Below are 19394 nucleotides of genomic sequence, written 5' to 3' on the forward strand. Positions count from 1 at the left end.
GTTGCCCTGCTCGAAGACATCGACCGACGACCTGCCGGCGTCAGTGCTGTCGCAACCGCCCGGGGCTGCCATCGGTCTGCTTGCCGCAACGGAGCCCCGGCGCGCCGAGTGGTCACAGACCATGGGCTAGCCCTCGCCCGGGCAAGGCTAGGGAGCGAAACTGATGATCTGTTGGACTTCAGTCGAGATCGGAAGATCAAACCGTTCCACAATTAGACTCATGCGCTGCGCGAATACTTCTCTGAGCACCACGAGGTGATATCGAAATAGCTCATCGTCCCGTTTGAAATTCTCTGAATTCCTGCCAGCAGCACTCACGAAGGTCGTGCAAGCGTTCTGCAGATCAGTCATTGCATGCAGTAGAAAGCCAGCACCATTTTCGGCAAGCATCTCGTTTTCGAAGATTTTGCGCAATTCATGGGCCGACCTGCGGCACTCCTCGTAGTCTTCTTGATTCAGGCGGTCGCGGAGTAGTCTGCGGCGCTGCAGCAACTTCGTAAGTCGAATCGCGATGTGCCGATTCGCTTGAATGTAGTTTGCCTCTTCGTCTGCGATCACTCACTTCTCCAATCGTCGTTGTATGGCGAGGTCGATTTCGTCCGTTGCGGCTCGTGACCATTCACTCTGGACGTCGACGCCACGTCGCTTCGCATCTTCGCGCCTCTCGTCCTTCAGTCTTCGCCCCAAGGGTCCGGACTTGATCCCAACGATCGCGCGCACAATCGGTATGTCGGACTCGTCGCTTGGGTCCGTGATCAATGCGCCGACGTAGCCGGCAAGGTGCTGGAACTCGGTGATCGAATGTTGGGTGCGCATTTCGGCGAGCAGATTCAACTCGAACTCGAGGCGTCGCTCTCGCACCAGGTCGCGCTTGGCAAGCACTGTCTGCCATGCGGCGTAGGCGATTGCCCCTGCCGCCAGCAAGGCACCGATCAGTCCGGAGAAGGCACTCAGGTAGTCCAGCCAGTCTCGGGCTGGCGCGGATGGGTGTGCGGTGAGCTTCAGGAGCCAGTGGGCGGGCGACACCCCCATAGTCTCGCGTGCTCAGCACGGATTGGCGAGGTGCTCTCGTGCTCCTCTTCCGGAGCACCCGTGGCGCCAGACCGTCACGCAATTGAGGATTGCTCGGCCAGGTTTATATTCCTGAGTTCGTTCTGGGTTGTCGTGAGCTGCTCTTCCCTCAAGCACATCGACGTGTGACCCGGATGCGCCACGCGTCGTGCCCAGACGTGATAGCCACTAGATTGTTCGAAGCTCGGGACGATCGGTGGAGGTGCATTGAATGACAACGTCGGGGAACGTCGCGTGGGATGTGTGCGGCGTCTCGCATGAATCCGCATGAGATCGCAGCAGCTGCATTCGCTGCCACAGGGGTCGAGAACGCATCGCACGTGGCTACGGGCGGCCAGAAGTGGGTGTACAGGGCGACGTTGGCCGGTAATCCCGTTGTGCTGAAGATCGTCGGAATACCCACAGGCCCAATGGCTCCGGTTGCTCTAGAGCGCGCTCGGCGCGAGGTTGACTTCCTATCGGCTGTCGAATCCGAGGGCGTGGTTCGAGTGCTCTCGGAGGCCGTAGAAATCGGGGAGCGTCCCGAGGCCGTCGCATGGGTTGAGGAGTTCCTCGACGGTGAGGACGTCGCTCGGCTCACGGTTCCGCTTGATGACGCGGAGGTCCTCGACTTCTTGCGCCAGGTCAGTGCTGGTCTAGCAGCATGTCACACGCTGTCTGTTGTCCACCGTGACCTATCTCCCGGCAATATTCGGCGCACGTCTGCGGGCGCGTACAAGGTCATGGACCCCGGTTTGGCGAGGCATATTGAACGGACGGTAATCACAGGTGTGTATCAGCCCGGAACTCCTGGCTTCCGGAGCCCCGAGCATATCCCGGGCGGGGACCCCACGCCGGCGAGTGATGTGTTCTGTCTCGGTATCTTGGCGTTCTGGTTGCGCACCGGAGAGCTGCCAATCGACCCCGGCGGAACACAGTACGCATATGATCAGCGGCTCGCGCGTGAACAGGCAGCGAGCATCTCCACCATCGATCCGACTGTGGCACCCGATCTTGCGATGATCATCGATCGTTGTCTGCAGCGACAGCCGGCCAGACGCTTTCTCGATGGCCAGGAGCTTTCAGACGAGATTGAACGCGTGTTCGGGGTGACGCAGTAATGGCGGGGATTCTTATTCATGACGGGCGCCGGTCGGGCCATCTCGGATGGGCTGTCAACGCGATCAGTCGACATGTCGCTGACGGCACGATCATCTCAGCCTTCTCGACGCCGCGCGTACCGGTCCCGAGGAATCCCAGTGCCAGCGACGTCGCAGAGAGCGTCCGAGCAGTAGGCGGCGAGGTCATCTTTGATGCATCCACGCATTCGCGTCTGCTTCCTGGATCCAATCGTTTTGACTTCTACTCGACCTGGGAGCTATGGGGTCCTGACGGAGTTGGACTCGACACCGCCGGGCGGCGGCTTCAGCACGTCGAGCGGACGTTCGCTCATCAGGATCGGCTGCGGGTTCCTCTCCTTGCGCCAACGCTGTCGCTCACTTCCGCAGTCGACCGCTCAGCCCAGGATGCCCTGGAGACCGCTAACCTCGCGGCGGGCTTGGCGAAAGGCGCTTGGCAATCGCTTGTCGGGACCCGCTCGTTTTGGCGATCAGGCTTCCAGTTGGACGCATACGTGGGTCAACTTGCGAGCCTCGGGTCGCCAGTTTGGGTGATCACTCTCGCGAACGAGATCGTGGCCAATCACGAGCCGGACCTTTCTGACGTCGAGGCAATCTCGGGCTTGTTGCGGACGATCCACTCGTTGGCTGAGCGCTCGCGGGTGATTGTGACGCACAGTGACTTCGCTGGACTTCCGGCGATTGCCGCGGGTGCCGATACGCTCGGAACGGGATGGGATCGCGGCATGCGATTTTTCGATCCAACGACCTACATACAGAACTCTGAGAATGCCATTCGCATCCCGGCCTCGTATGTGACGCAGTCCGCGCTTGCAGCGGTTCTGCGACGCGACACCGCCGACGCGATCGAACGCTGGGATGCAGAATCGGCTCGAGTGATTCGCGGTGGTCCTCTTCCGCCGAGCGAACAAGCTGAGCGGGAACATCACCTGCGGTCGCTCCGAACAGTACTTCTGTCGATCAATAATCAAACCACCCGCGCTGATCGAGTGTCGCTTCTACGCGGCGCGTATGACGCTGCCGGGATGCACTTCGATCGTCTTATTGACGCACTTGGATCCTTTGTCAAGCCACACGACAAGCGGGTGTGGCGCGACGACCCGTACGGCGCGCTCAAGCACTACGCGGAGGCGGAAGGGCTGTGGTGAGCGAGGGAAGCGATGTAACGCTCGGACGCCAGTAGTCTCGGCCCAGAGAACCGTGCCGCTTTGCGGCGGACCGAAGGTCGGAGAAGCCAGCTTTCGCCAACCGCGACACCGACATTAAGCGCTTGGGCAGAGGCTACCAAAGCGTCGGTCGACTTGGGCGCGTTGAGCAGCACGATCGCGGCGCCATCCGCCCACGTGCTGTATCGCACGGCTTGGCGCATTGCTCGTCGCCAATCCGCGACCTTGGCTTCGAACGCGTACATCCTTCCGATGGGTCTCAACTCGGGGATCCTTCTGTAAACCGAGCCCGATGCCACGACTGCGCCCGAGTCCTGCAATCTCCGAAGATACGAAAGCACCTGACGGCTTGACATCTGAAGCCTGCGTTCGAGCGTGTCCAGGGTCGCGGAACGCGAGCTATCGATTGCGGCGGCCACGTTGGCCAACGTCAAGCCTTGAATAGGCGGGACCGCTGCAGCCCTCCGCGCTTCGACCTCAGCTTGTCCGGCGACCACAGCCACCATGTCAGCAATCCCGGTCGGACCCGGGAACTCGCGAACAATGTTCACTCCCTCACTCGCCCCGGGGAGCCGTGCGGCAAGCTCCAGAAGCGGCAACTCGAGGGCACGCTCGTGCAAAGGTAGAAATCGCCGGCCCGGGGGGGACCAGAACGCCGATGTTTCGCGCACTTGTTCAGCAGGCATGGCCATCGCTTGCGCGGGGTAAACGGTTTGTGCCAGGCGCTGCGGCCACCCGCTGGCGTGCAGGGCCCACGCCGTCGCCGCAGAGGATCCGAGGGTTCACTAGTACATGATGCCGTAGTCGGCGCAACGGCGGGCCACCGGGTGCTCCCGGGCATCCGGCGCTCGTCAAGGGAATACCTGCACTCTCGCCGCGTTGAAGTTGAGCGTACCCAACTCAAGTTCCCCCAGGAGGACCTAGGTGCCCGACAACTTCAACGAGGCGGGCGCGAGCTCGTTCGACGAGTTCCTCGCCCGCTACCTCGCGGGTGAGCAGGCCAGGCAGGCGCGGTCGATCGACCTCAGCCGGTTCCTGACCTCGCGCACCCAGAGCATCCTGCAGCGCGCCGGACGCTTCGCGATCGAGCGCGGGCAGACCGAGCTCGACGCGCTGCACATTCTGCGCGTCATCGTCGAGGACGAGTCCGTCGCGCAGGCGATCACGCGCGTCGGCGCGAGCCCCGAGCGCATCATCACGGCGACCGAGGCGCGGCTGCCCGCGGCATCCGCAGGTCTCGACAAGCTCGACCAGCAGAAGATGAACGCGGCGACGATCACCCCGAGCGCGAGCCGCGCGCTGTTCCACGCGTACCAGGTCGCACGCTCGAGCGGGTCGACGTACATCGACCCCGAGCACGTGTTCTTCGCGCTCGTGCTCGGGCAGGACGCCCCCGCCGGGCAGGTCCTCGCGCGGGCCGGCGTCACCGCCGACGCGCTCGCGGCCGGGCTCGGCGAGCAGCTTGAGCAGACAGAGGGGCTTCGAGACGGCGCTGGCGCGCCTCCTCAGCCCGCAGAGGAGGGGGAGTCCGCCACCCCCATGCTCGACAAGTTCAGCATCGACCTCACCGAGCGCGCTATGAACGGCGAGCTCGACCCCGTGATCGGGCGCACCGACGAGATCGAGCAGACCATCGAGATCCTCAGCCGCCGCACGAAGAACAACCCCGTGCTGATCGGCGAGGCCGGCGTCGGCAAGACCGCGATCGTCGAGGGCCTCGCCCGCGCGATCGTCGAGGAGAACGTGCCCGAGGCGCTGCTCGGCAAGCGCGTCGTCGCGCTCGACCTGCCCGCCATGCTCGCCGGCACGCGCTACCGCGGCGACTTCGAGGAGCGCCTCACCAAGACGATGGAGGAGATCGCCGAGCACAAGGGCGAGCTCATCGTCTTCGTCGACGAGGTGCACTCCGTCGTCGGCGCCGGCGGTGCCGGTGAGGGCATGGATGCGGGCAACATCCTGAAGCCCCGCCTCGCCCGCGGCGAGCTGCACCTCGTGGGCGCGACCACGCTCAAGGAGTACCGCACCATCGAGAAGGACCCCGCGCTCGAGCGCCGGTTCCAGCCGGTGAAGGTCGGCGAGCCCTCGATCGAGGACGCCGTGCTCATCATGCAGGGCCTGCGCCCCGCGTACGAGGAGCACCACGGCGTCACCTACACCGACGAGGCGCTGCGCGCCGCCGTCGAGCTCTCCGCGCGGTACCTCACCGACCGCGTGCTGCCCGACAAGGCCATCGACCTCATCGACCAGGCCGGCGCGCGCCTGCGCCTGAAGCTCGGCGTGAAGGTGGATGTCTCCGCCCTCATCGAGCGCCTCGCCGACCTGGAGGCCGACAAGAACGCGGCCGTCCGCGCCGAGCACTACGAGGAGGCGTCGCGCATCCGCGACGAGATCGAGAAGGTGCAGGAGCGGCTCGACGAGGCGACGGCTCGTGTGGGTCGAGGAGCGCGGAGCGCGTCTCGAGACCTCGAGGAGCCTGGTTTCGACGAGCTCAACCAGCACAGTGGTCTCGAGAGTCTCGACCAGCAGACGGTCGTCGACGAGGCGCAGATCGCCGCCGTGATCTCGCGGGCCACCGGCATCCCGGTCAACCGCGTCACCGAGGGCGAGCGCGAGCGCCTCGCGAACCTCGAGGGCGAACTGCACGCCCGGGTCATCGGGCAGGACGACGCGGTCACCGCCGTCGCCCGCTCGGTGCGTCGCAACCGCACCGGCATGGGCGATGCCAAGCGGCCGGTGGGCTCGTTCCTGTTCCTCGGCCCGACCGGCGTCGGCAAGACCGAGCTGGCGCGTGCGCTGGCGTCGTCGCTGTTCGACGACGAGGGCGCGATCATCCGCTTCGACATGAGTGAGTTCGGCGAGCGGCACACGGTGTCGCGGCTCGTCGGCGCCCCTCCCGGATACGTCGGCTACGACGAGGCCGGGCAGCTCACCGAGCGCGTGCGGCGCAACCCGTACTCGATCGTGCTGTTCGACGAGATCGAGAAGGCGCACCCCGACGTGTTCAACCTGCTGCTGCAGGTGCTCGACGACGGACGCCTGACCGACGGTCAGGGTCGCACGGTCGACTTCCGCAACACGGTGGTCATCATGACCTCGAACCTCGGTTCGGAGTTCCTCGCGTCGCGGTCGGGTGCGCTCGGGTTCGTGGCGTCGGCGGATGCTGCGGCCAACGGCTTCTCGTCGATGGATGACGTGCGCCAGCGTGTGATGGGCAAGGTGCGCGAGGCCATGCGGCCCGAGTTCCTGAACCGCATCGACGAGATCGTGCTGTTCCAGAAGCTCTCGTCTGCCGAGATCGCTGAGATCGTGCGCCTGATGCTGGGTGCGACCTCGTCGCGGCTGGCCGCTCGCGAGATCGGCTTCGAGGTGACGGATGCCGCGGTGGCGCTCCTCGCGGAGCGCGGCTACGAGCCCGAGTACGGTGCCCGTCCGCTGCGTCGCCTGATCCAGCGCGAGATCGACGACCGCATCGCCGACCTCTTCGTCACCGGTGCCCTCGGCGACGGCGAGGGCGTACGGGTGGATGCCGCCGACGGCGAGTTCGTCGTGGCATCCGTGCCCAACGCGACGGTCGACATCGCCGCCTAACCCTCTGCGGATCGAGGAGCACCGCCGTAGGCGGCGCGTCTCGAGACCGCCACCACGACGGCCCGGCCCTCAGGAACGCGAGGGCCGGGCCGGCCCGCCGCCGGGCGCGGCATCCGTCACCACGGCGTCGACGATCTCGGCGATGTGGTCGAACCCACGCGACGCTGCCATCCGGGCGGACATGGCGTCCGCGGCGCGACGGTACCGGCCATCGCGGAGCACCGCGCGAACGGCCCTGCGCAGCGCCCTCGGCGACGGGGAGACCGAGCGGATCCGCCGGCCCACACCCGACCAGGTGATACGCGCGGCGACCTCGGGCTTGTCCTCCTGCCCGCCGATCGCGACGATCGGCACGCCGTGGCGCAGGGCGTACTGCACGCCGCCGTAGCCGGCGTTGGTGACGTACACGTCGGTCTTCGGAAGCAGTTCGTCATAGGGCAGATACTCCGCCGCCCGGGCATTCGCAGGCAGGGCTGGAAGCGTGTCGAGCGGCCGGCCGCCCGTCGTGACCACGACGAGGACGTCGTCATGGGCGAGCGCCTCGACCGTTGGGAGCACGAGCTTGCCCCAGTCCTTGTTCGCCATCGTGCCCTGCGTGACATGGACGACCGGCGTCGACCCGTCCAGGTCGCCCCACCAGGCGGGAAGGGGAGCGGAGGGACCCGTCGCGGCGATCGGTCCGATGAAATGCAGCGACGCGGGCGCATCGCTGCGCGGGTACTCGAACTCGCGCACCGTGAACTGGGCGATCGCGTCGGCACGGGCGGGCCACTCGAACAGCGAGTACGAGAGTCCCACGCCGTGCACGCGACGATGCAGCTCGTCGGCGGAACGCTGGGCGTCGCGGAAGACGCGGCGGGCGAGCACTGCGAGCACCGCGTTGCGAGCGCGGCCGATCGGGCCCGCCATCGGCGTCAGGCCCATGCCGAACGGCGCCGTGTCGCGGCTGGAGAGCGGAAGCGGCATGACCCCGCAGAGCACCAAGGCCGGGCGCTCGGCCCGCGGATGACCCGCCACGATCGCGGCGCCGGCGAACGACGGGTCGGTGAGCATCACGTCGACGGGTGCCATCCGATGGGTCGCCATCACCGCCTCGTACTGCGCCGGGGCCGGACGGGTGAAGACATGCTCGATGTCGAACCCGAGCGCTGCGGAGCCGCGCAGCGACGCGCGCTCGGGGAAGCGGATACTCACGTCGATGCGGTCGTCGTAGTCGGCCTCGGCAGGGAGCGGCAGGAACTCGGCACCGGTGGCCCGGACCGACTCGGCGAACCGGGAACCGGTGAGGAAGCGTACCCGGTCGCCCCGCGCGACGAACCCGCGCGCCACCGTGAGGAGCGGCGTCACGTGGCCGTGGAACGGTACGGTCGCAATGAGGATCGAGGTCATGGCGGGGGTGGCTGCGGGTCGGCGCGCCTGTACCGTTCGGCTCCGCGCCATCCGACGAGCATGCGCGCTCCCTTCACTGGGATCCCTCCCAGAGTGCACCTCCATTGTCGGCGCCTCCAGACCTCCGAGTCCCGGGTTCCTGCGACACACCTCGCGGGTCCCCGGGATTCGGCGGTGTCACACCCCTGCCGCGAGCGGTGTCTCCATGTCGACGGCACGAACCGGGAGCCGAACCCGGCCGTCGACGCAGGAGGACACGATGACCACGCAGACCACGACGACGACCGCGCAGACCACGACGACGACCACGACCACGCCCCGCATCCCGCCGACCGAGCTCACCGGCCTGTTCGGCACCGCCGTGAAGCTCGCCGCCCGACGCATGCTCGGCTCGGTGCCCGACTCCATGGGCGTGCTCGCCCACCATCCCGCCCTCATGCGCGCCTCGATGGGCATCGGCCGCAAGGTCGAGGCTCTGCACGAACTCGACCGCGACCTCGCCTCCTACGCCGTGATGGCGACCGCGGCGTACATCGGTTGCAGCTGGTGCCTCGACTTCAACTACTACAAGGCCCACAACGACGGGCTCGACGAGGCGAAGGCGCGGCACGTCCCGAACTGGCGCGCGGCATCCGTCTTCACGCCGCTCGAGCGCGACGTCATGGCGTACGCCGAGGCGATGAGCCAGACCCCGCCGGCGGTCACCGACGAGCTGTCGGCGAGGCTCCTCGACGCGCTCGGGCCGGCGGCGCTCATCGAGCTCACGGCCAAGGTCGCGTTCATGAACCTGAGCGCGCGCATGAACGTGGCGCTCGGCATCCACTCGGACGGGTTCGCGGACGCGTGCCGGCTGCCGCCGCTCGAGCAGCGAGCGACGACCTCGACGACGGATGCCGCGGCATCCGCTGTGGGCTCGGCATCATGAGCGACGACGACCCGTTCGTCACCCACCGCAGCCTGAACCAGCTGCGCTCCTGTCCTGCCAGGCGGCGGTGCGGTGCGCGGAGCAGACGACGACGTCGGCAACTTGACGTGGGCGTCGGGAAATGGGGCAATATATTGCATGCCCATTCCTGCCTCTGAAGCGCCGGCCGATCGCATCCTCCTGCGCGACGGGGTCTACCGTCGCCTGCGCGACGCGATCGTCGACGGCACGTTCGAGCCGGGGGAGCTCCTGAAGGACGGCGAACTCGCCACGTGGCTGGGCGTCAGTCGCACACCGGTGCGGGAGGCGCTCCTCCGGCTCGCCGAGGGCGGGCTCGTCGTCGCGACGCCGGGCCGATCGACCCGGGTGAGCACGCTCGACCTGCGCAAGGTGCGCGAGGCGCGCGACGTCGTCGCGGCCATGCACGAGCTGGCCGTTCGCGAGGCGGTGCCGGAACTCGACGACGACGACCTCGAGGCGATGCGCGAGGCCAACACCCGGTTCCGAGCCGCGTTGGAGGCCCACGACGTCGATGCGGCCCTGCGCGCCGACGACGACCTGCACGGAGTGCCGGTCACCGTGTCCGGCAATCGCTCGCTCGCCGCAGTGCTCGATCAGTTCACGCCGGTCGTGCGCCGCGCCGAACGCCTGCAGTTCTCGTCGCAGGGTGGCCGCGACTCGGCGGACCGGCATGACGAACTGATCCGGCTCTGCGCGGCGGGCGACGCAGAGGGCGCTGCGGCGGTCGCCTTCGACACCTGGCACCGACTCCAACCGGAGGGCTGAGCCGCTCAGGCCGCCGCAGCCCGCGCGTCGAGCGCGAACTCGGCGCCCAGCCGGCGCGCCTCGGCGTGGGCGGCGAGGCGGGCGGGCTCGGGGTCGCCGACGGCGAGGTTCGGCCGGAACTCGATCGAGTCGATCTCGTGCACACCCGCCCAGCGCAGCCAGCCGTCGAAGAACGGCTGCTGGAAGTCGCTTCCGAACGCCGGCGGACGCTCGTCGCCGTAGACCGCGCTCGTGTAGACCACGGCTGCGCGCTTGCCCTCGAGCAGGCCCGTGTAGCCGAGTTCGACATCGAAGCCGAACACCCAACCCGGCTGGCTGACGACATCGATGAACTGCTTCGCGATGTAGGGCACGCCCGAGTTCCACATCGGCAGGCTGAACAGGTAGAGGTCGGCGGCGGCGAAGCGCTCGAACGCGAGGCGGGCGCGGTGCCAGGCGAGCTCCTCGGCGCCCTGCGGGGCCTCACCGGCGAACACCCGCATCTTCGCGCGGGCGGCGTCGGGGCCGAATGCGGGCAGCGATCCGTCCCAGAGATCCCAGTGGTCGACGGATGCTGCGGGCGCGGCCTCTGCGAACGCGTCGGTGAAGGTGCGGGCGAGTGCGAGCGAATGCGAGTCGTCGCCGCGAGGGGACGCGGAGATGTGCAGGAGCGTGGTCATGCTCAGTCCTTTCAAGTGTGTGCAGACGCACATATATGAACAGGGGGAGTCTTCCATATGTGTGCGCACGCACGCAAGTGATAGGGTCGATGCATGCCGAGTGACGCGGAACGAGCCTGGGAGTCCCTGCTGCGGCTGCACGCCGCAGTGCTGCCGCGACTCGAGCGCGCCGTGGCGGGCGACGGCGGATTGCCGCTCAGCTGGTACGACGTGCTGCTCGAACTGAACGACGCCGGCGGCCGGCTCACGATGGGTCAGCTCGCCGAACGCGTCGTGCTCAGTCGCACCCGGGTGAGTCGCCTCGTCGACGACCTCGTCGCGGCCGGTCTGGTCGCCCGCGAGGTGAATCCCGACGACGGCCGCTCGGCCTTCGCCGTGCTCACCCCTGACGGGCGCCGCCGCTTCCTCGCCGGGGCGAAGGCGTACCTTCCGGCCATCGACCGCGAGTTCGCCCCCGTCGGTTCCGACGAGCTGAGGAGGCTCGTCGAGGCGCTCGAGACGGCGCTCGCCGCAGTCGACCCGGAGGCGCCGATCCGCGAGCGTCGGTCGCCGTCGCGTCACTGACGGCCGAACGCTCGTGCGCGAGCGCCGACTGCGTCGTCACCGGCGCGCTCGGCGACGTATGCCGCGGTGGATCTCGCCGCGCAACTGCGAATCGAGGGGCGCCGCCGCCGCAGGCGACGCGTCTCGAGGCCGCTCCGGGAAGGCCCCCGGGCCCTCCAGCCAAGGAAGCCCGGCCTTCGGAGTGTCCGACGAGGATCAGAGCAGGCCGAACACGCTGGGAAGCGCCAGGTAGGCGACCACGAAGAGCGATGCGGTCAGCCCGGCGACCGACACCAGCACCAGTCTCGAGCGGAGGTCACGGACCCGGAGCGCCGCCACGGCGACGAGGAGCCCGACACCGACCGTGATCGCCGCCCACCAGAACACCGGACCGGTCGTCGCCGCGATCGCCGTCAGCCCGTAGACGCCCTCGCCGATCAGCACGCCGGCGAGCAGTCCGCCGCCGACGGCCGCGTGCATACGGGATCGCCGCAGCGCGATGGTCGCCGCGCCGATCACGGGACCGGCGAGCAGGCCGATGACCGCCCACGTGGTGGGGTCGAACGGGAAGCCGCGCAGCGTCGACACCACGGCATAGCCCACGGTGAGCGCGACGAACGACACCGCACCGGCCACCGCCGCCTCGGTGGACGACCGCGCCGTGACGAAGACCAGCGCGACGGTCGGAAGCGTCCATCCCGTCACCGAGTTGGCGAGCGACGCGGCCTCCTCGGGCAGGAACGTCTGGCCGAGCGACGTGGCCCCGCCCAGCGCGACTGCCACCACCCCGACGAGGAGGACGCGGGCCGCCGCCGGGGCGAGGGTCACACGGAATCGGGGCGCGAGTTCGAGGGTCGAGTCGGTCACCGTGCCATCCTCGCCGCGCTCACCGCACTGCACACCCCGATCGCCGCGAAGTCATCCTCGAGGTGGAGCGCGGGAGTGCCGAAGTACCGGCATGGCCAGTCAGCGCGAGATCACCTTCGGCGCCGACACCGCCTTGAGACCGTGGATGCCGAACTCGTGACCGTAGCCGGAGGCCTTGGTGCCGCCGAACGGGATGTTCGGGTTCAGTGCGCCGTGCTGGTTGATCCAGACCGTGCCGGCCTGGATCCGCCGCGCCACCGCGACCGCCTCATCCGGGTCGCTCGACCACACGGAGGCGCCGAGGCCCTGCTCCGAGGCGTTGGCCCGCGCGATGGCGTCCTCGATATCCGAGTACTTCACCACCGGGATGACGGGACCGAACTGCTCCTCGTCGACGAGCGGCGCGCCGTCCTCGATGTCGGCGACCACGGTGGCGCGGTAGAACAGCGGACCGAGTTCAGGTGCGGGCTCGCCGCCCGCGACGACGCGTGCCCCGCGGCCGCGCGCGTCGTCGACGAGGCGGCGGACGATGTCGAACTGCTTCTCGTTCTGGAGCGGGCCGAGCACGTTGCCCGCGTCGAGGCCGCGGCCCATCGGCATGCTGCGCGCCATCCCGGCGAGCGTGTCGACGACGTCGTCGTACACCGACTCGTGAACGTAGAGCCGCTTCAGCGACGCGCACGTCTGGCCGCTGTTGATGAAGCAGCCCCAGAACAGGTTGTCGGCGATGGCCGCGACATCCGTGCCGGGAAGGACGATGCCGGCGTCGTTGCCGCCGAGCTCGAGCGTGAGCCGGGCCAGGTTGTGCGCCGACGATTCGACGATCCTCCTGCCGGTCGCGGTCGATCCGGTGAACATGATCTTGTCGAGACCGGGGTGGGCGGCGATCGCGGCGCCGACCTCGCGGTCGCCGGAGATCACGGTGAGGACCCCCGGCGGAAGGTAGCGGTTGAAGACCTCGACGAGCGCGAGCACCGACAGCGGCGTGTACTCGCTCGGCTTCACGACGACCGTGTTGCCCATGCGGAGCGACGGCGCGATCTGCCATACCGAGATCATCATCGGCCAGTTCCACGGGCCGATCGCGCCGACCACCCCGAGGGGCTCGAAGTGCAGCTCGGCGCGGGCGCTGCCGTCCTCGAACACGACCTCGGGCTCGACCGGGGTGTCCGCCGCGTTGCGGATCCATGCGGCGCAGGCGCCGACCTCGAAGCGCGCATTCGGCCCGTCGAGCGGCTTGCCCTGCTCACGTGACAACAGCACCGCCAGCTCCTCGGCGTTCGCCTCGATCTCGTCGGCGATGGCGTTCAGGATGCGGCTGCGATCGGCGTGTCCGAGCGCGGCCCAGCCCGGCTGGACGGAACGGGCGGTGGCGATCGCGGCGTCGAGGTCGTCGACGGTGTGGATCGGTGCGTAGCCGATGGTCTCCCGCGTCGCGGCATCCGGAATCGGACGCCCAGTGGCCTCGTCGGCGGAGACCGCCTCGAGCATCGTGGTGGGTTGCGTGGTGGACATCGTTTCCTCCGTGGAACAGTCGTGCGGGTCGATGGGATCAGTCGGTGGGGTAGGCGGTCTCGTTGAGGACCGTGAAGCGGCTGTCGAAGGGCAGGTGCACCGGGGCGAGCGTGGGGCCGTCCCAGCAGAACATCCGCCCGATGGAGCGCTCGTTCACGAGGTCGATGAGCACGATGGACTCGACCGGCATGACGGTCTCGCTCCAGTGCAGCATCACGATGCCGTCGCCGATCTCGTAGACGGTCGCCGGGTCGACGTCGGCCAATCCCCGCTCGGCGCCGCGGACGCAGTGCCACATGAACGTGCCGCCGTTGAGGTAGACGTGCTCGTACGCCTCCGTCGGGCTGTAGCGGTAGAAGATCCGCTTGCCGACGAGCTCGTCGGACCGGCGCAGCGGTTCGATGGCGCCGGTGCCGGCCACGCGGCCGGTGATCAGCTCGGTGTGCATGCGCACCGCGCCGTCGCGATCGACGAAGGTCGAGTCGGCCACGGTCACGCGTCCGTCGTTCCGGTCGATCACCATGGAGACGTCGCTCGCGTGCACGCCCTCGCCCTTGATGAAATCGACGAAGTAGAGGCCGGGGCGAGCCTCGACGGCGCGGTAGGGGTGGGTGCCGGTCATGCCGGTGCCGTCGCCCTCGGTGATGGTCCAGGTGACCGCGCCGTCGTCGAAGCGGTGCGCGATCGTCCATCCGTTGTCGAAGACGATGTCGAAGGCGGAACCCTCCAGGTGGTCGGTCGCGGGAAGGCTCGGCTCGCCGAAGCCGTCGACCATGGCGGTGACGTCGGGCCATTCCTCGACGGGCACGTAGCCCTGGTAGGTGCGGCTGGTCGTCTGGGTGTCGGTCATGATGAGTCCTTTCGAAGTGGATGACACGGGGCGTGTCGTGGTCAGGCGACGGCCGACGTGACCGTCTCGTAGTCGATGTCCTTCTTGACGGTGGGCAGGAGCGCGCCGAGCGCGAACCCGATCGGGATGAGCCAGAGCAGGAGCTTGGCGGTCGCACCCTCGCTGAAGAGCATCGCGTCGTAGTTCTGGAGCGCGATGACGAGGACGCCGGCGACGAGCACGAACGACACGGCGGGAGCGACCTTCGTCGTCCAGAAGCCGCGTTCGACCTTCTCGCGGAGGAAGAACACGACGATCGCCAGGGAGGCCAGCGCCATCATGACGATGAACCCGACGGTGCCGAGGGCGACGAACCACGCGTAGACGACCTCGATCGCATCGGCCCCGGCGAGCAGGAAGCCGGTCACGATCACCGCGACGACGATGCCGTTCGCGAGGGCGGCGGTGGCAGGAGCCTGCGAGCGCCGGCCCACCCGTGCGAGCGGCTTCGGCAGAACGCCCGCCCGGGCGAGGGCGAACCCGTATCGCGCGAACATGTTCTGCATGCCGATGAGCATCGCGATGAAGCTCGAGACGACGAGCACCTGCATGGTGACGTCGAGCCACGGACCGACGTACGTCGCCGCGAGGCCGAAGATGATGCCGGCCAGGTCGTCGGTGGCCGCCTGCTGGACCATGTCCGGCCCGACGGCGAAGCTGACCGCCCAGGTGGCGACCGTGTAGAAGATCGCGACGAAGAGCACCACCGCGTAGAGCGCCAACGGAATGGTGCGGCGCGGGTCGCGCGCCTCCTCGCTGAAGACCGTCGTGGCCTCGAACGTGGTGAAGCAGGCGAAGACGAAGAGGACCGCCACGCCGAAGCCCGGGTTCGCCAGCGCGGACGGGCTGAAGCTCTCGAGCGACGGCGGATTGCCGGCGGCGCCGACGACGATGCCGACCACGAGGATCGCGACGACCGCGATCTCGAGCACCAGGAGGATCCCGAGGACCTTGAGGTTGAGGTCGACCCCGCGCATGGCGAGCGCAGTCGTGAGCGCGATGAAGGCGAGGGCCCAGACCCAGACCGGAAGGTCGATGCCGAGCCATCCGGCAGCCAACTGCTGGGCGAACACGCCGAACTGCGCCCAGAACCCCACCTGCAGCGCGACGTAGGTCACGATGACGATGCCCGCGGCGCCGGTCGCGGCGTGCCGGCCCAGTCCGCGCGCGATGTAGGCGACGAAGCCGCCCGCGTGGACGATGTGTCGACTCATGCGGAGGTAGCCGACGGCGAAGAGCGCGATGACGACCGCGACCATGATGTAGACCAGCGGAACGCCGGGTCCCATGATCGAGAACAGGACGGGGCCCGCGCCGACGAACGCGGCCATGGGCGCTGCGGCAGCGATGACGAAGAACGCGATGCCGACGAAGCCGAGGCTGTTCGGCTTCAGGCTGGTGCCGTGCGAGACGTCCCTCGCGACCGGCTCGGGACGGGTGGTGGTGGTGCTCATGAGGTCCTCCTTTGGACTTCGAGCGGTACTGGGTGGTGGTGCAGTGGGGTGGGGTCGGCCGCTCAGGCGGTGGCGGCCAGAAGCGGCACGGCGGTCTGGGCTCCGGCGTTCTCGGTGAGGATGCGGCGGGCTTCGATGAGCCCGCCCTCGATCGCGCCGTCGATGAAGCCGCCCCAGCCGTGGGCGTAGTCGGCGCCGGCGAAGCGGAGGCGGCCGTCGCCCGCGTGGAACCCCGCCAGCGCCCCGGTGAGGTAGCCGGGCCGGTGCATCGGCCACGTCTCCCCGGCGAACTCGTCGGCGACCCAGTCGTGGGCCTCCACCGCGGTGACGCGGGCTCCCGGAATGAGCCGACCGATGACCTCCTCGATGGCCCTGACGTCGGTCGGGTCGATCGCGCGGGCGTCGGGTCCGAATCCGATGACGATGATGCCGTCGCCGTCGGGGTACTCGCCCTGGAAGAAGTTGAGCGGCCAGTCCTTCTCGCCGAACGCGACGAACGGCTCGGTCACTCCCTCCAGGCGGAACCACACCTTGGTGCCGAGGCCCGCCTGCCCCTCGTTCGCGGCGGCGTCCATGGCGAGCGGGAGTGGGGGGGTCACGCGGATCCGCGACAGCGCGGCGAGGGGGAAGGTGACGACCGCGTGTCGTGCCGTGTGGACCCGGCCGTCGGCCGTCGTCACCCGCACGGAATCGTCGTCGTGCTCGATCGCCTCGACGACGGCGCCGAAGCGGAGGTCGGCGTCCGAGTCATCCGCGATCGCCTGCGCGAGACGACCGGTGCCGCCCTCGACCTTGTACGAGGCGCACGCCTCGAAGTTGACGGCCCAGTCGCCGTTGGTCAACGCGACCCAGCGCAGGGCCTGGGTGTAGGCGGCCTCGTCGATCGACCCGTTCACGTTGAGGGTCCAGAACGTCTCGAGGAGCTCACGGTCGGCGGCCGGGAGGTCGAGGGTGGCGATCCGATCGGCGATCGTCTCGTGGTCGACGGACTCGACGAGTGCCCGCTCTTCGAGGGGCCGGAACGGCGTCGGGAAGACTCGCCGGGCGTCGGCGGTCAGCCGCCGGTTCGGTTCGTCGAGGCGCGCGAGCAGTTCCTCCGGGTCGCCCGACCTCGCGGCGCCGGCCTCCCACCAGTGGGCGACGGCCGGGGCCGGGCTGGGCACGGTCCCGATCCCGTAGCGGGCGAGCTCGGCCCACACGTACGGCTGGGTCCAGTGCACCCAGGTGCCGCCGAGCTCGAGACCACGGCCGAGGCCGTCGGCGTACCAGGTGCGGCCGCCGATGCGGTCGCGCGCCTCGAGGACGCGCACCGAGAGCCCTCGCTGGGAGAGCTCGCGAGCGGCGGTCAGGCCGGCGAAACCGGCGCCGAGGACGACGACGTCGACCTCGGTCGGGCGCGCCGAGGATGCGCGCGGAGTCGTGTTCAGAGACATCATCGTTTCCTTCACGGGAGCAGCTTCGCCAGTGCCCGGACGAGCAAACTAAGCAAGTGCTGAGGATTGGTGCGGTAAGCTAAGCACATGCTCAGTTTGATGTCAACAGGTCCCCGATCGGTCCGACGCTGATGCCTACACTGGTGCGCATGACGGACCCCCGGCGGCAGCTCAATCACGGCGATGGCAAGGAGGCCCTGCTCGCCGCGACGGTTCGCGTCGTCGCGGCGAAGGGCATGCGCGGCATGACGTTCCGTGCCGTCGCCGACGAAGCCGGGGTCAACAACACGCTGATCGCGCACCACTTCGGCACCCGTGACCGCCTTCTCGCCGCAGCGCTCGAGTGGTCGATGGAGCGGTCCATCGGCCTGGCGAACCTCGCCGAGTACGCGAGCGACGCCGAATCGTTCCGCTCGGCGTTGATCGACAACGTGCTCGCCGAGCCGGCGCTGCAGGTGTTCCAGTTCGAGATGGTCCTCGAGGCGAGTCGTCGTCCCGACCTCCGGCCCGCGGTTCGAAAGCTCTACCAGGGGTATGTCCGCGAACTCGCGCAGGGTAGGGCGCTCCTCGGCGCGCCGAGCAGCGAGGGCCTCGACCTCGCCATGTTCGCAGCGCTGGACGGCCTGGTCCTGCAGTACCTCGGCCAGGCGATCACCGTCGAGCAGCTCTCGGAAGCGGTCGACGCCCTCGGCGCGGCGATCGCCGGCGGTGCGCAGCGCTGAGGTCGGATGCTCGTCCGGCGGAGTGCGGGCGACGACCCGGCTGAGGGAACGGGCTCGATCGAGGGTGCTCCGCGGGCGGCATCCGCTCGCCTGATTCGCACTGGGTCGCGACCGCCGGCACCGTTAGCCTGAGCGGAGGAGCGCACGCCGCCCGGCGTGCCGAGCCGAGGAGGGGGACGACCGATGGGGATCACCGACAACGGGCCGCAGCCGAACGCGTTCGACATCGAGACCGCGACGACCGAGAACACGCATTACCGGGTCGCCGCGTGGAGCGGGAAGTACCTGCAGGTCACGCTCATGGCGATTCCCGTGGGCGAGTCGATCGGCCTCGAGGCCCACCCCGAGACCGACCAGTTCCTGCGACTGGATGCCGGTCGGGGGCGCGTGAAGATGGGCCCCTCGAAGGACGAGCTCACCTTCGAGCGGGACGTCTCCGACGGTTGGAGCATCCAGGTGCCGGCGGGCACCTGGCACGACGTCGAGAACACCGGAGACGTGCCGCTGCGGCTCTACACGATCTACGCGCCGGTGCATCACGCTCCCGGCGTCGTGCAGCCGACGCGCGACGATGCCGAGCGCGACGAGGAGTCGGGCGCCGACGAGCCGCCGTCGTGGAGCGTGCAGCCGCCGAAGACCGAACCCGACGAGCACGCCTGACCCGCACCCCGAGACTGCCGCGCCGCCGGCTGGATCGCTCACGGCGCAGCGCGAGTCAGGGGCGAGCGGATGACGCCTGCAGCTCCTGCGCGATGCTCGACGCCCACGCGTCGATCGCATCCCACTCGCGGAAGTCGCCCTCGGGCATGATGTCGCGGATCGCCGGCATCCACGCGATGATGCGATCGGCGCCGCGGATCTTGTCGTGGTCGTACGCGCCACGGAAGACCTGCGTGCCGCGCGGGTGCACGAGCTCCTCGTACTCCGCGAACTGCTTGGGCTCCGCGCCCTTCAGCACGTCGTTGCCCTCCTTGTCGACCTCCTCGGTGCCGAGCGGGCCGCTCGAGAACAGCCAGGTCGGCTTCGCCGCCAGCTCCTCGGCATTGCCCTCGACGAACTTCCTCGCGGCCTTGCGCCAGTTGAACGCGTACGCGGCCGAACCGACCACGTAGGCGTCGTAGCCGGATGCCGCATCCAGGTCCGTGCACTTGCTCACGTCGACCTCGAGCCCGCTCGCGCGCAATGTCTCGCCGAGACGCTGCGCGATGCCCTCGGTCGCGCCGTACTTGCTCGCGTAGGCCACCAATACCTTCATCGTGTTCCCCCTCG

At 68.6% G+C, this 19394-nt stretch carries 18 protein-coding genes; 8 read left to right on the top strand and 10 right to left on the bottom strand.

Annotated elements, in window-relative coordinates; all coding sequences use genetic code 11:
- Positions 1-147: 147 nt before the first annotated feature.
- Both ACULK4_RS04185 and ACULK4_RS04190 read right to left on the bottom strand, forming a co-directional pair.
- Positions 148-558: a DUF6650 family protein gene (locus ACULK4_RS04185; RefSeq protein ID WP_445965909.1), complete on the bottom strand. Its 411-nt coding sequence runs from the start codon at positions 556-558 to the stop codon at positions 148-150.
- Positions 559-1026, bottom strand: a complete 468-nt coding sequence (locus tag ACULK4_RS04190; protein WP_445965908.1) for a hypothetical protein — start codon at positions 1024-1026, stop codon at positions 559-561.
- A 302-nt stretch (positions 1027-1328) separates the two neighbouring features.
- Between ACULK4_RS04190 and ACULK4_RS04195 the strand changes: the two genes are divergently transcribed.
- From ACULK4_RS04195 to ACULK4_RS04205, 3 genes are all read left to right on the top strand, one after another.
- Positions 1329-2171 (top strand): serine/threonine-protein kinase, encoded by an 843-nt coding sequence (locus tag ACULK4_RS04195; RefSeq protein WP_445965907.1) that lies wholly within the window; start codon positions 1329-1331, stop codon positions 2169-2171.
- Positions 2171-3337, top strand: coding sequence for a hypothetical protein (locus ACULK4_RS04200; RefSeq protein WP_445965906.1), 1167 nt, complete (start codon positions 2171-2173; stop codon positions 3335-3337). Before ACULK4_RS04195 ends, ACULK4_RS04200 begins: the two co-directional genes overlap by 1 nt.
- A 942-nt stretch (positions 3338-4279) precedes the next feature.
- Positions 4280-6943, top strand: a complete 2664-nt coding sequence (locus ACULK4_RS04205; RefSeq protein ID WP_445965905.1) for an ATP-dependent Clp protease ATP-binding subunit — start codon at positions 4280-4282, stop codon at positions 6941-6943.
- A 69-nt stretch (positions 6944-7012) separates the two neighbouring features.
- On the opposite strand, the gene ACULK4_RS04210 is transcribed toward ACULK4_RS04205, so the two are convergent.
- Entirely contained in the window at positions 7013-8332 is a 1320-nt protein-coding gene (locus tag ACULK4_RS04210; protein ID WP_445965904.1) for a glycosyltransferase, read from the bottom strand.
- Positions 8333-8591: 259 nt separating this feature from the next.
- Here ACULK4_RS04210 and ACULK4_RS04215 point away from each other — a divergent pair, with 259 nt between their 5' ends.
- Both ACULK4_RS04215 and ACULK4_RS04220 read left to right on the top strand, forming a co-directional pair.
- Complete coding sequence (locus ACULK4_RS04215; RefSeq protein ID WP_445965903.1) at positions 8592-9257, top strand: carboxymuconolactone decarboxylase family protein; 666 nt, start codon at positions 8592-8594, stop codon at positions 9255-9257.
- A 138-nt stretch (positions 9258-9395) separates the two neighbouring features.
- On the top strand, positions 9396-10043 hold the full coding sequence (locus ACULK4_RS04220; RefSeq protein ID WP_445965902.1) for a GntR family transcriptional regulator: 648 nt from the start codon (positions 9396-9398) through the stop codon (positions 10041-10043).
- A gap of 5 nt (positions 10044-10048) precedes the next feature.
- Here ACULK4_RS04220 and ACULK4_RS04225 read toward each other — a convergent pair whose 3' ends face one another.
- Entirely contained in the window at positions 10049-10702 is a 654-nt protein-coding gene (locus ACULK4_RS04225; protein ID WP_445965901.1) for an FMN-dependent NADH-azoreductase, read from the bottom strand.
- A gap of 93 nt (positions 10703-10795) precedes the next feature.
- Here ACULK4_RS04225 and ACULK4_RS04230 point away from each other — a divergent pair, with 93 nt between their 5' ends.
- Complete coding sequence (locus ACULK4_RS04230; RefSeq protein ID WP_445965900.1) at positions 10796-11266, top strand: MarR family winged helix-turn-helix transcriptional regulator; 471 nt, start codon at positions 10796-10798, stop codon at positions 11264-11266.
- 195 nt (positions 11267-11461) lie between these two features.
- Here ACULK4_RS04230 and ACULK4_RS04235 read toward each other — a convergent pair whose 3' ends face one another.
- The 5 genes from ACULK4_RS04235 to ACULK4_RS04255 all read right to left on the bottom strand — a co-directional run bounded on the left by ACULK4_RS04235 (position 11462) and on the right by ACULK4_RS04255 (position 17403).
- On the bottom strand, positions 11462-12112 hold the full coding sequence (locus ACULK4_RS04235; RefSeq protein WP_445965899.1) for a DUF6518 family protein: 651 nt from the start codon (positions 12110-12112) through the stop codon (positions 11462-11464).
- A gap of 99 nt (positions 12113-12211) precedes the next feature.
- The gene (locus tag ACULK4_RS04240; protein WP_445965898.1) at positions 12212-13627 is read right to left on the bottom strand and encodes an aldehyde dehydrogenase family protein; all 1416 of its coding nucleotides are present in this window, start codon (positions 13625-13627) and stop codon (positions 12212-12214) included.
- A 37-nt stretch (positions 13628-13664) separates the two neighbouring features.
- Positions 13665-14477 (bottom strand): MoaF C-terminal domain-containing protein, encoded by an 813-nt coding sequence (locus ACULK4_RS04245; protein ID WP_445965897.1) that lies wholly within the window; start codon positions 14475-14477, stop codon positions 13665-13667.
- A gap of 41 nt (positions 14478-14518) precedes the next feature.
- The gene (locus ACULK4_RS04250) at positions 14519-15970 is read right to left on the bottom strand and encodes an APC family permease (protein WP_445965896.1); all 1452 of its coding nucleotides are present in this window, start codon (positions 15968-15970) and stop codon (positions 14519-14521) included.
- Between the two features lie 62 nt (positions 15971-16032).
- Positions 16033-17403: a flavin monoamine oxidase family protein gene (locus tag ACULK4_RS04255; protein ID WP_445965895.1), complete on the bottom strand. Its 1371-nt coding sequence runs from the start codon at positions 17401-17403 to the stop codon at positions 16033-16035.
- A gap of 149 nt (positions 17404-17552) precedes the next feature.
- Here ACULK4_RS04255 and ACULK4_RS04260 point away from each other — a divergent pair, with 149 nt between their 5' ends.
- Both ACULK4_RS04260 and ACULK4_RS04265 read left to right on the top strand, forming a co-directional pair.
- Positions 17553-18125: a TetR/AcrR family transcriptional regulator gene (locus ACULK4_RS04260; RefSeq protein WP_445965894.1), complete on the top strand. Its 573-nt coding sequence runs from the start codon at positions 17553-17555 to the stop codon at positions 18123-18125.
- Positions 18126-18308: 183 nt separating this feature from the next.
- On the top strand, positions 18309-18785 hold the full coding sequence (locus ACULK4_RS04265) for a cupin domain-containing protein (protein WP_445965893.1): 477 nt from the start codon (positions 18309-18311) through the stop codon (positions 18783-18785).
- A 55-nt stretch (positions 18786-18840) separates the two neighbouring features.
- Here the strand turns inward: ACULK4_RS04265 and ACULK4_RS04270 are convergent, their stop codons facing one another.
- Positions 18841-19380 carry a flavodoxin domain-containing protein gene (locus tag ACULK4_RS04270; RefSeq protein ID WP_445965892.1) on the bottom strand — a complete coding sequence of 180 codons (540 nt, stop codon included), beginning with the start codon at positions 19378-19380 and terminating at the stop codon, positions 18841-18843.
- Between the last annotated feature and the right edge of the window lie 14 nt (positions 19381-19394).

The organism is Agromyces selenitireducens (genome assembly GCF_052748465.2).